Origin of the sequence: Kribbibacterium absianum (genome assembly GCF_030067705.1) — a bacterium.
Lineage (GTDB): Bacteria > Actinomycetota > Coriobacteriia > Coriobacteriales > Atopobiaceae > Kribbibacterium > Kribbibacterium absianum.
The window spans coordinates 272331-283680 of the sequence record NZ_JASJEX010000001.1; the positions used below are offsets into that span (position 1 = coordinate 272331).

At 67.0% G+C, this 11350-nt stretch carries 14 protein-coding genes; 10 read left to right on the forward strand and 4 right to left on the reverse strand.

Annotated features, from left to right (window positions below; genetic code table 11):
- The first annotated feature begins 33 nt into the window (after positions 1-33).
- Positions 34-489, forward strand: coding sequence for an inorganic phosphate transporter (locus QJ043_RS01195; RefSeq protein ID WP_283712344.1), 456 nt, complete (start codon positions 34-36; stop codon positions 487-489).
- Here QJ043_RS01195 and QJ043_RS01200 read toward each other — a convergent pair.
- Positions 434-634, reverse strand: coding sequence for a hypothetical protein (locus tag QJ043_RS01200; protein WP_283712345.1), 201 nt, complete (start codon positions 632-634; stop codon positions 434-436). The two genes, QJ043_RS01195 and QJ043_RS01200, sit on opposite strands and share 56 nt — an antisense overlap.
- Here QJ043_RS01200 and QJ043_RS01205 point away from each other — a divergent pair.
- The 5 genes from QJ043_RS01205 to QJ043_RS01225 all read left to right on the forward strand — a co-directional run bounded on the left by QJ043_RS01205 (position 614) and on the right by QJ043_RS01225 (position 3933).
- Positions 614-1279, forward strand: coding sequence for an inorganic phosphate transporter (locus QJ043_RS01205; RefSeq protein WP_283712346.1), 666 nt, complete (start codon positions 614-616; stop codon positions 1277-1279). The two genes, QJ043_RS01200 and QJ043_RS01205, sit on opposite strands and share 21 nt — an antisense overlap.
- A gap of 9 nt (positions 1280-1288) precedes the next feature.
- Complete coding sequence (locus QJ043_RS01210) at positions 1289-1498, forward strand: hypothetical protein (protein ID WP_283712347.1); 210 nt, start codon at positions 1289-1291, stop codon at positions 1496-1498.
- A 108-nt stretch (positions 1499-1606) separates the two neighbouring features.
- A complete protein-coding gene (locus tag QJ043_RS01215) occupies positions 1607-1801 on the forward strand; it encodes a hypothetical protein (protein WP_283722698.1) in 195 nt (64 codons plus the stop codon).
- A gap of 199 nt (positions 1802-2000) precedes the next feature.
- Positions 2001-2906, forward strand: coding sequence for a hypothetical protein (locus QJ043_RS01220; RefSeq protein ID WP_283712349.1), 906 nt, complete (start codon positions 2001-2003; stop codon positions 2904-2906).
- A gap of 85 nt (positions 2907-2991) precedes the next feature.
- Complete coding sequence (locus tag QJ043_RS01225; RefSeq protein ID WP_283712350.1) at positions 2992-3933, forward strand: hypothetical protein; 942 nt, start codon at positions 2992-2994, stop codon at positions 3931-3933.
- Between the two features lie 93 nt (positions 3934-4026).
- On the opposite strand, the gene QJ043_RS01230 is transcribed toward QJ043_RS01225, so the two are convergent.
- Both QJ043_RS01230 and QJ043_RS01235 read right to left on the reverse strand, forming a co-directional pair.
- Positions 4027-5148, reverse strand: coding sequence for a DUF1648 domain-containing protein (locus QJ043_RS01230; protein ID WP_283712351.1), 1122 nt, complete (start codon positions 5146-5148; stop codon positions 4027-4029).
- 15 nt (positions 5149-5163) lie between these two features.
- Positions 5164-5559 carry a GntR family transcriptional regulator gene (locus QJ043_RS01235; protein ID WP_283712352.1) on the reverse strand — a complete coding sequence of 132 codons (396 nt, stop codon included), beginning with the start codon at positions 5557-5559 and terminating at the stop codon, positions 5164-5166.
- 247 nt (positions 5560-5806) lie between these two features.
- Between QJ043_RS01235 and hypB the strand changes: the two genes are divergently transcribed.
- The 3 genes from hypB to QJ043_RS01250 all read left to right on the forward strand — a co-directional run bounded on the left by hypB (position 5807) and on the right by QJ043_RS01250 (position 9992).
- Positions 5807-6514 carry a hydrogenase nickel incorporation protein HypB gene (gene hypB / locus QJ043_RS01240; protein ID WP_283712353.1) on the forward strand — a complete coding sequence of 236 codons (708 nt, stop codon included), beginning with the start codon at positions 5807-5809 and terminating at the stop codon, positions 6512-6514.
- Between the two features lie 131 nt (positions 6515-6645).
- On the forward strand, positions 6646-9621 hold the full coding sequence (locus tag QJ043_RS01245) for an FAD-dependent oxidoreductase (RefSeq protein ID WP_283722700.1): 2976 nt from the start codon (positions 6646-6648) through the stop codon (positions 9619-9621).
- A 26-nt stretch (positions 9622-9647) separates the two neighbouring features.
- Positions 9648-9992 (forward strand): hydrogenase maturation nickel metallochaperone HypA, encoded by a 345-nt coding sequence (locus QJ043_RS01250; protein WP_283712355.1) that lies wholly within the window; start codon positions 9648-9650, stop codon positions 9990-9992.
- Between the two features lie 39 nt (positions 9993-10031).
- On the opposite strand, the gene QJ043_RS01255 is transcribed toward QJ043_RS01250, so the two are convergent.
- Complete coding sequence (locus tag QJ043_RS01255; protein ID WP_283712356.1) at positions 10032-10592, reverse strand: hypothetical protein; 561 nt, start codon at positions 10590-10592, stop codon at positions 10032-10034.
- Between the two features lie 160 nt (positions 10593-10752).
- Between QJ043_RS01255 and QJ043_RS01260 the strand changes: the two genes are divergently transcribed.
- Positions 10753-11253, forward strand: coding sequence for a YbhB/YbcL family Raf kinase inhibitor-like protein (locus QJ043_RS01260; protein WP_283712357.1), 501 nt, complete (start codon positions 10753-10755; stop codon positions 11251-11253).
- Positions 11254-11350: the final 97 nt, after the last annotated feature.

Here is an 11350-nt window from a genome sequence, read left to right on the forward strand (position 1 = left end):
CGGCCGCCTCGCCCGGGAGAGGGAGCACCTGTCATGGACATGGCAACACTCGTGGTGGTCGGTCTGGTCATCGTCTTTGCCCTAGCGTTCGATTTCACCAACGGCTTCCAAGACACCGCGAACGCGATGGCCACCTCGATTGCCACCGGTGCGCTCAAGCCCAAGACGGCCGTGCTCATCGCCGGCGCCATGAACCTTGTGGGCGCGTTCCTCTCCACCGAGGTGGCCCAGACAGTCTCCGGCGGCCTCATCAACGAGCAAGAGGTCTTCATCGGCCCGGAGTTCATCTTCGCGGGTCTTGTCGGCGCCATCATCTGGAACCTCATCACCTGGTACCTGGGGCTCCCGTCCTCTGGCTCCCATGCCCTGTTTGGCGGTCTCGTGGGGGCCGTCATCGTGGGCGCGGGCGTCGAGGGCGTCAACTTTGTCGCCGTCATCGACAAGATCCTGGTCCCGTCGCCACCACGGGGATGTCCACGAACTCCTTGATGTGCTCCACGTCCTCGAGGTTGCAGTTCTCGGGCATGTAGATGGGCGGGTGTGCCCAGTACCAGGCGTCGTAGGTACCGTTGTCGCAGTTGAGCATGTCGTAGCCGGCGTCGAGGAGCACCAGATGGAGAACGGATTCCGGCACGGGCAGACGATCACCGCGTGCCTCGTCGCGCTGTCCCACGGCACCAACGACGCCCAGAAGACCATGGGCATCATCACCCTCACCCTCATCGCCACCGGCGCGCAGCCGAGCGGCACCGGCCCCGAGCTGTGGGTCGTCGCCATTTGCGGCCTCGCCATCGCCATGGGCACCTACATGGGCGGCTGGCGCGTGATCCACACGCTCGGCAAAGGCCTCACCGACCTCAACACGCCGCAGGGGTTTGCGGCCGAGGCCGCGAGCGCCACGGCAGTGCTCGCCAGCTCGCACCTGGGCTTCGCGCTCTCCACCACGCAGGTGTGCTCGGGTTCCGTGATCGGCACCGGCCTCGGGCGCGGCGTGCCCGTGAACTGGGGCGTCGCCAAGCGCATGCTCGTTGCATGGCTCGTGACGTTCCCGGCTGCTGCCGGCATGGGTGCCGTGGCGTGCTGCGCCGCAAAGACGGGTATGGCGGGGACCGTGGTGACGGCGGTGGCGTGCGCGCTGGTCTCGGGCTTTATCTTCTGGCTCTCGCGGAAGAACCCGATCGACGCCACCAACGTCACCGAGGACGACCCACAGGGCAAGCTGCAGCCCAAGCCTCAGTCCGCTGCGGTGCGCTCTGGCACCCCGACCCCACAGATGTAGGAGCAGGTCATGGGAGAGGTGCTGAACCTGATTAATGTGCTCGCGGTGACGGTGGTCGTGGCGGGCGTCATAGGTGGGCTGTACTCATTCGGGCTCAAGCTGCACTTTCGCAGTGTGGAGGGCACCGCGACGGTCGCCACGCACGCGGGCGCGATCGCCTGTTGGGGCGCGTGCGTGGTCATTGCGCTCGTGGCGTTGGCGCTCATGGTGATGGGATAGCACGCTGGGCGTGGGGGTCCTGCGCGGTTTGGTTTGCGACCTCGGCGGTTGGGCGATAAACCTCCTCAGTACTTGCGGCCGCAGGGGCCACTACTGAGGAGGTCAATCATGTTGAAGGTTCTGGGCAAGCTGGTCGGCGCCGCCGTGACCGTGGCGGCGGGCGTGTTCGCGCTGGAGAAGCTGGGCGTCGTGAAGTACAACCCCAACTGGGTCGAGGAGTGCCCGTGCCCCGTGGTGAAGGACCTGGCGTCGCAGTGCCCCGTCTGCTCGGGTTCTGCCGAGAAGACCACCGCCGAGGCCTAGCCCATCGCGTGCAAAAAGGGACAGTCCCCGTTTGCACATCAAACGGCCAATGAGTCAGCACCCGCCGGACGGTGACTCATCGGCCGTACTTTGTACGCGCCGACCGAGACACGGGCGCTTTTCGGGCCTTTTCCATAAAAGCCTTGCTTTAGAGTGCTTCTAGCAACCCAGTTAGAACCTGAATGAGCAAGGAGGGAATGTGGCCGCCGATGCCCTGAATCTGACGCGCCTTTGCCAGCCGGTGCGGTCGTGCGACGCCCTCGAGCGTGCGATTGTGCCGGCCAAGCCGCGCCTGTACGTGCGGGAGCCGTTCGAGGAGGTGCCAAAGAGCCTCGACCAGCTTCACCGGGAGTTCTCTGCTATCACCGAGCGCGAGGTCAAGACCTGGATGCTCTGGGCGCGGAGGCCCGCTCGCGAGGCCTACTACGAGGCGAACTTCCCGGACTACGTTGCAGAGCACCAGGCGGACTTCGAGCGGCGGCACCGCAGCCATGAAGAAGCCCAGGATGCACGTCAGCGCGAGCACGACACGCCACTGCTGGCGCGGTACAAAGCCGAGTGTCAGGTGGCCGAGAAGCGCACCCTCGGCGATCCGGGTCTCATCGAAGGCCTGATTGAGGGGTACGTCGCCAGTCTCGCACTTCCGTTCGAACTGGGCTGTGAGAGTTCTTTCGACCTCACGGAAGGCGAGCTCTACCTGTGCCTCACGTTTCCTGGTCACGAAATCGTGCCGCCCACGTACGAGGTCAGCAAGCGCACCGGTGTTGGGGTTCGCGAGAAGTCGACCCGTCGGGTTCGCAGCGAGTACGTGCAGACCATGCTCGGGGCCATGCTTGCGGTGGTGACAAACGCGTTCGAAGCATCGCCTGCCATCAAAGCGGTGGCGGTTGACATCCGTGCGTGGACGAGGAGCCATAAGACGGGGGAGGGCATCGACTACGCGCTGGCACAGCGGTTCACGCGCGAGGCCCTGCTGGGACAACAGCTTGCGGGGATCGACCCCGACGACTGGTGCGCGGGTCACGGGCTTGTCTCGAATATGACGGTCACCAAGATCCTGCGCCCCATCCAGCCTCTCAAGAAGGAGGTCGACGGTGACGAGTAGGGACGTCGGGCGCGCCCTCGGGACGCTCAGGAATGCCTCGCGCGGCTGTCTGTACCCGCAGGTCGAGGAGGACCCGTGGAAGTACATGCCCACGGCCTACACGTTGCCGTGGGCGATGTCGCTCATGGCCATTGCGCTGCTCGTCTGCGGCTCTGCGTCCCTGGTGCTAGAGCTTGCAGCGTGCGCCATGGCCGTGGGGGCGTTGGTGGTGCGGAGGCGGAGCGGCGTGCCGAGAAAGAACCAGAGGCACCCGCGTTTCACAACGGGCGCTTGTTTCTCGGTCGCGTTCCTGTCGCTCGTCATGGCGATGGGGATTGCCGGCGGTTTGGAGTCCGTTGCCGTCACCGTGGACTGTGATGAGCTGGTCGGTCGAAGCGTGACGGTTCACATGGACGGGGTCACGCGCGATGGCAAGCTGGTTGACGAGGACATCGAGGTCGCGGTCGGCGAGCCTAGCGAGACGCGGCCGGCGAGCGGAACGTACACGTTCAGAGTTGATTCGTCGGAGTTCGACACCGAAGAGGTCTGTTATGTTGCGGAGTCTCCATCGGTGACGGTGGACTTCGACCGGCATATCGGTGCGTCGGTATCGTTGCGGATAGAACGTGACGAAGGCAAGATCCGGCGCGTCGCCGAGGAGAGGGCTGCCGAAGCGGCCGAGGCCAAGGCGAAAGCTGAGGCAGAGGCGAAGGCCAAGGCTCAGAGGGAAGCGGAGGCCAAGGCTCGGGCAGAGGCCGAGGCGAAGGAGAAGGCAGAGGCCGAGGCGAAGGCGCGGGCCGAAGAGGAGGCTCGACGGCAGGCAGAGGCCCAGACGGCCGAACAGGCGGAGGCGGAGGCCAGGGCGAAGGCAGAGGCGGCTGCGGCGGCGGCAACGGCTGAGAAGAACGAGGAGACCGTCTACATCACCAAGACTGGGGAGTGCTATCACCGGGGCACCTGTTCCTCGCTGAGGCAGTCCAAGATCGCCATCTCGAAGGACGATGCCATCGCCCAAGGCTACCAAGCCTGTCAAAAATGCAATCCCTGATGTGCAAAAAGGGACAGTCCCCGTTTGCACATCAAACGGCCAATGAGTCAGCACCCGCCGGGCAGTGACTCATTGGCCGTTCTCTGTGCGGTGTCAGCCCATGGCGAAACAGAGCCAGCAGAGGACGACGCACAACAGAACCATCCCCCCGAGGAACCCCCATGCGAGCGGGCGCCCCCAGTTGCAGGTCCAGCCCACGCCGAAGCGTTCGGGCACGAACACGGCCGGGTCGTCGCGGTTGACGTAGAAGACGCCGAGCTTCCAATGCTCGTCGTTGTCCGCCGGCATGGCGTCCGTTCCCTCCAGGCGCCTGAAGACGCGCGAGCCGTTCTGTCCGTACACGACGGCGAGCACGACGCCGCCGGCACAGGCGAGAATCGTAAGCAGCGTGACGATGATCGCGGCGCTGGCCATCGTGATGGCGCCGAAGCTGGACAACGCCATGAGAACGCCGCACGCGCCCGTGATCACCAGGCCCATGACCAGCAGGAACACGCCCTGAGCGTGGGCGAAGAGGCCGTAGGCGTAGGCGGACGTCTGCGGGCGGTCGGGGTCCACCGCCTTGCGCGACCGCCGGATGGTCCAGAGGGAGAACGCGAAGATGACGCCGAGGAACACCTCCATGATCACGGGGAAGCCGGCCGAGAGGGGCGTTTTGGGCACGTAGTTGGTGACCGTGCCGTCGAAGCCGACGTGCATCGGGATCTGGCCGGGGATCTTGTCGTAGTTGAAGACGACAAGTCCGACCGTCACCAGAACGAGCGGCACGTAGAGCAGGTTCCACCACATCGAGACAGGCCTGGGGACCTCGGGCTCATCGATGACGGCCGTGGATTGCTGGACCGCCGCGTGCCAGCCTTGGCTCGCCTTGAGGGCCTGCACCTTGCGGCGGTAATGCAGCATCAGGCCGAAGCAGCCAACAAGCGGCAGGGCAGCCGCGAGGCAGTAGAGCCAGAGGAAGGCAACGGCGTTCTCGTCGGCGTCCGCCAGAAAGGTGCAGCTCCCGAGTGCGATGAGAGAGCCGACCACCGTGAGGACGACCGCCCCGAGGCAATAGCTGCGACGCCACTGGCGAATGGCCGGGTTCTCGCGCGCGCTGCTCGGAACCGTGACGGCAAAGGCCTCGGTGGCGGGCATGAGCCACGGCGTCGAGGCCATGAGGGCGCCGCAGAGGGCGACGGCACCCACGAGAAGGACAACAATCAGCATTTTCATGGAGGGCTCCTTGGGTTAACGAGAGGGCCAGACGGCGTCCGCCGTCTGTGCGGCCAGGGCGAGGAAGGCGTCCCGGTCGAGGCCGCGGGAGGCCAGGTCGCGGGCGACGGCGTGCAACGACTCCAGCGCGTGGGCCAGGGATGCGGCCTGGTGGGCCGTGCTCTGGTACGAGGAGGGGTCGGCGATGCGCGCACCGGCGCGGCCGCGCATGACCACATAGCCCTCGTCGCGCAGGAGCGCGTAGGCCTTGTTCACGGTGTGCAGGTTCACGCCCAGCTGCTCGCCGAGCGCGCGGACGGACGGCAGCGGGTCGCCGGGCGAGAGCTCGCCGATTGCGACCGCCTGGGTCACTTGTCGGAAGATCTGCTGGTAGATGGGCACGTCGCTCATCTGATCGACGGTGAGTACCATCGGGATTCCTCTCTGTGCTAGAACAACTAGAACAGATGGTACCATACTGCGCCACGTGTTATACGACAACTAGAACATTCTGGTATCGCGTGCAAAAGGGGACAGTCCCCGTTTGCACACCGACAGGTGGGCGCGGGTCAGCTGCCTGCGGAGCCCATGTCGCATTGGTGCGGCGTCCCTGGGTGAACCGTGTTCACAGGGTTCCTTCGCTATCCTGAGGGGCAACCAAACGACAAGGACCGAAGGGATGGCCATGGCCGTGGACGAGAGGGAGCGGGAGCTCCGTGTCATCGAGGTGCGCGAGTCCGTGTTTGCGAGCAACGACCGGGCGGCCGACGAGCTGCGTGCGGCCAATCGCGAGGACGGCCTCTTTCTGCTCAACCTGATGAGCAGCCCCGGCTCGGGCAAGACCACGCTGCTCACGCGCGTGATCGAGCGTCTACAGCCGGAGACGACCATCGGGGTCATGGAGGCGGACATCGACTCTGACGTCGACGCCCGTGCCATCGATGAGGTCGGCGCCGTCGCGGTGCAGCTGCACACCGGCGGCATGTGCCATCTGGACGCGGGCATGACGCGACGTGGCCTTGAAGAGCTGCGCGCGGCCGCCGAGGACGCCGGGCTGTCGCTGGACCTGGCGGTGCTCGAGAACGTCGGCAACCTCGTGTGCCCGGCGGAGTTCGACACGGGGGCGACCAAGAATGTCGCGATCCTCTCGGTGCCCGAGGGCGACGACAAGCCCCTCAAATACCCCCTGATGTTCCAGGTGGTCGACGCGGTGGTCGTCAACAAGATGGACGTGGCGCCCTACTTTGATTTCTCCCTTGAACAGGCCGAGAAGAACGTGCACCTTCGCCACCCGGGCATTCCGCTGTTCCCGGTGTGTGCGAAGACCGGTGACGGTGTCGACGCGTTCTGCGATTGGCTGCGTGACCAGATGAAGCTGGACGCTTGAGTCAAAGCCGTTTGTCCACGCTGCAGCTGACCAGAGCGTGGACAAACGGCTCTCTCCGAAGCGTCCAACCGTGGACAAAGAGCTTTGACCGAAGCGTCCAGAACGAGGCGTCCAGTCCTTAAGGAGGACCTGTGGCAACCATCCCCATGAACGAGACCGTGGTCAAGGGCTCCGGTGTTCCCGTGCCCGGAGGCCCCGCGCCCACGTCCGCCGAGGAGGCCGGCGTCGCGGCGGTGTCGCTCGGCACCTCTCAGTACGGCTCCGCGCGTCCGGCCGGTGCGCCTGCGTGCCCGGTCGACGACCACGGCCGCCTGAGCCCCGCCGCCGGCTTCGACGGTCAGCACGTCCCCTGGGACTACCAGCCGCCGGCGCCCGAGCAGCCCCGCCAGGTCATCATCGACCTCGCGAACCTGATCTCCGACCGCATCGGCCACAAGGTCACGGCCGAGGACCCGGAGTACTACGGCCTCGCCGCCTGCATCACGGACGAGATGGCCGAGGTGGCGCTCCAGATGAAGGTGCGCCAGCCCAAGACCCTCGCGCAGATTGCGGAACTCACCGGAAAGGACCCGGACCATCTGCTCGAGCTGCTCCACGCCATGGGCTACGCGGGCCTCATCGAATGGAACTCCGAGAACGAGGACGGCAAGAACCCCGACCACGAGCGCCGCTACGTGCTGCCGCCCTTCGTGCCCGGCTCGGCCGAGTTCTTCAACATGCGCCGCTCCCAGATCGACGAGCACCCGGAAGTGGCCAAGATGTTCGAGCGCATGACGCAGCTGCCGCTCGAAAAGGTCACCGCGATGGTGCCGCCCGGCGGCGCGGGCATCGGCATGCACGTGATCCCGGTGGAGCGCGCCATCTCGATGGAGAACCAGACCGCGAGCGTGGAGCACATCTCCCACTGGCTCAAGAAGTACGAGGGCAAGTACGCCGCGAGCCCGTGCTCGTGCCGCATGAGCCGCGAGAAGCTCGGCGAGGGCTGCGCGGACGACGCCGAGGACTGGTGCATCGGCGTCGGCGACATGGCCGACTACCTGGTGGAGACCGAGCGCGGCCGGTACGTTACCTACGACGAGGTGCTCGAGATCCTCGAGCGCGCCGAGCAGAACGGCTTCGTGCACCAGATCACGAACATCGACGGCGAGCACAAGATCTTCGCGATCTGCAACTGCAACGTGAACGTCTGCAACGCGCTGCGCACGAGCCAGCTCTTCAACACGCCCAACATGAGCCGGTCGGCGTACACCGCAAAGGTCGAGCGCGACAAGTGCGTGGCCTGCGGCCAGTGCGTCGAGGCCTGTCCGGCCGGTGCGGTGAAACTGGGTCAGAAGCTGTGCTCGGCGGAGACCCACGAGGTGCCGGCGTACCCGCGGCAGCCGCTACCGGACGACACGCCTTGGGGTCGACACATGTGGAGCCCGGACTATCGCGACAGGAACCGAATCGAGAGCCACGAGTCCGGCACGGCGCCCTGCAAGACGGCGTGCCCGGCCCACGTGCCGGTGCAGGGCTACCTCAAGCTGGCGGCGCTCGGCCGCTACGAGGAGGCTCTCGCGCTCATCAAGAAGGAGAACCCGCTGCCGGCGGTCTGCGGCCGCATCTGCAACCGCCGCTGCGAGGACGCCTGCACGCGCAACCGCGTGGACAAGGCCGTGGCCATCGACGAGGTCAAGCGCTTCCTGGCCGAGCGCGACCTCGACCCCGAGACCCGCTACATCCCACCGGCGCGCGTCCCGTCCAACCGCGGCGGCTTCGACCAGAAGATCGCGATTATCGGCGCGGGGCCGGCGGGCCTCTCGTGCGCCTACTACCTGGCCGAGAAGGGCTACCGCCCCGTGGTCTTCGACGCGCACGAGCGCCCCGGCGGCATGCTCGCCTACGGCGTGCCGAGCTTCAAGCTGGACAACGACGTGCTCGAGGCCGAGGTGGCCGTCATGGAGGCCATGGGCGTGGAGCTGCGCCTGGGCGTGCGCGTGGGGGAGGACGTGACCCTCCGGCAGCTGCGCGACGAGGGCTTCCAGGCGTTCTACCTGGCCATTGGCTGCTCTGTCGGCCGCCTGCCCGGCATTCCGGGCGAGGACGCGCAGGGATGCGAGACCGCCGTGGACTTCCTGGCGCGGCTGGCGAACCCCGCCACCGACGCACCCGACCCCGAGCCGCTCGGCCGCGTGGTGGTGGTCGGCGGCGGCAACGTCGCGGTGGACGCGGCGCGCACGGCGGCGCGGCGCGGCGCGAGCGAGGTGTCGCTCTGGTCGCTCGAGTCCGCCGACGAGATGCCCGCGACCGTCGAGGAGGTCGCCGAGGCCGTGGCCGACGGCGTGAGCATCCACAACGGCTGGGGGCCCGTCGAGGTCGCCGTGGACGAGGACGGCCGCGTGGCGGCCGTGACGTTCAAGCGCTGCACGCAGGTCTTCGACGAGACCGGTCGGTTCTCGCCCGTCTACGACGAGGCCGAGAAGACCGGCACGGACGCCGACACCGTGGTCTTCGCCATCGGTCAGGCCACCGACTGGGGCGCGCTGCTCGACGGCGAGGAGCTGGAGCTGGTGCGCGGCCGCGTCGTGGCGGACCCGGTGACCTATCAGACGGCGCAGCCCGACCTCTTTGTGGGAGGCGACGTGCTCACCGGGCCGCGGTTCGCGATCGACGCCATCGCGCAGGGTCACGAGGCGGCCGTCTCGCTGCACCGCTTCGTGCACCCGGGGTCGAGCCTCACGGTGGGGCGCAACCCGCGCCATTACGTGGAGTTCGACAAGGAGGGTGCGGAGCTGCCGAGCTATGACACCGCCGGGCGCCAGGAGCCCGGCCACCGTGCGGACGTCGCCGCGCACCCCTTTGCCGAGGAGCGCGAGACCTTCACCGAGGAGCAGGTGCGCACGGAGACGGCGCGGTGCCTGTCCTGCGGAGCGAGCGTCGTGGACCCCAACAAGTGCATCGGCTGCGGCGTGTGCACCACCAAGTGCGCGTTCGACGCGATCCATCTGCACCGGGACCACCCGGAGGCGAGCCGCATGGTGCGCACAGAGGACAAGCTGAAGGCGATCGGGCCCTACGCGCTCAAGCGCGGCGTCAAGATCGCGAAGAAGAAGCTCACCGGCCGCTAGGGTCGTCCGCAAGCGAAGGAGGCCCGTTGCACGAGCTGGGCGTTGTCTTCTACATCATCGACGCGGTCACCGAGACCGCCGAGGCGAACGGCGTCGGCCACGTCGACAGGGTGTCGCTCGAGGTGGGGGAGGCCACGGGCATCGTGCCCGACCTGTTCCAGGAGGCCTGGCGCTGGGCCGCGGACCGCACGGACCTGCTCCGCGGGGCGGCCCTCTCGAGCGTGTCCGTGCCGGCCATGAACCGGTGTCGCGCGTGCGGGCTCGAGTACCCGGCGTTTCCTGCCGGCCCCACCTGTCCCTCCTGCGGGAGCGGGGACACAGTGCTGGCCGCCGGTGACGACGTCACCATCGTCTCGATCGAGGTCACGTAAAAAGCTGATGTGCAAACGGGGACTGTCCCTGTTTGCACATCAGCTTTTGAAGGTCACGGAGTCGAAGACCGCCCACGTTTCCGATGGCAGCGCGGTGTCCATGCCCGGCGGCCCCTGCACCATCACGGCGAGCCCGGGCCCCTCGCCCTCCTCGGGCGCCGCCACCAGCAGCCACGAGGGAAACGCCTCGCCCAGCGCCGAGCGGGAGTAGAACCAGCGGCAGCCTTGCGCGGTCCATGTCTCCACGCCCGTGCCCAGCTGTTTCGCGACCTCGAGCGCCCGCTCGGCCGACAGGTGCGTCCATGGGCTGAAGGTGTACGTGACGCCCCGCGGGCTTGTCCAAATGGGGTCCCTGCTCAGCCGCACGCTCGAGACCTTCCAGGCCCCGCCCACCTGCCAGGAGAACTCGCCGGCGCCGCGCTGCACGGGGATAGCGCCCGGGCCATAGCCGGCGCCGCTCGGCGCCTCGACGTGCTCCGCGAAGCCGTTGGGCTCCGTCGTTGCGATGGACCGAGTGTCAAAGAGGACGACCGCGAACAGGACCGCGAGCACTGTCGCGAGGATGACCCGCGATGGCCTCAAGCGGCGGTTCTCGTTCATGACGCTCCTCACGCGCTACAAACAGATTGAAATCAGACGTGCCGGAGCGACTATATCAGGCGAGGTTCAGTGCGACCCGTTTGCCTTGAGATGGATCAACGCTCTCCTTCCCGCTTGCCCTAACCTGAAATCAACGCACTCTGCAGCGGGAAGGAGACCCATGAAGATCGACGTGCCCTTGGACGAGAACGGCTTCCTGCCGGACCTCTACGGCAAGTACGCACCGGCGGACGCCACCATTGACGGTGACCCCTGCGTGAGCTTCCCCATAACCGTCGCCGACGTCCCGGAGGGGGCGCAGGCGCTCGCACTCACCCTCGTGGACTGGGACTCGGTCCCGGTCTGCGGCTTTCCGTGGATCCATTGGTGCGCCACGGACATTCCTGTGGTGGGGCTCGTGCCAGAGAACGCGAGCCAGTCCGGTGCGCTCCCGATGACGCAGGGCAGCAACAGCCATGCCGCCACGAGCGACGACCCGGCCCTGACCCAGCGCTACACCGGCCCTTGTCCGCCGGACAAGACCCACGACTACACCCTGCGGGTCTTTGCGCTGGACGCGGCGCTCGGTCTCGAGGAGGGCTACTACCTGAACGAGTTCCGCCACGCGGTGAAAGGCCACGTGCTCGGCTCCGCGCGCCTGGAGTTGCCGAGCCGAGCGTGACGGGCGCCTTACGTTTCTGCACTTTTCATTCAGGGTAGCCGCCACATCGTGGGGTCGGCCTCTCCGTCTTTACCATGGTGCAGCGCGAACGCGCCGT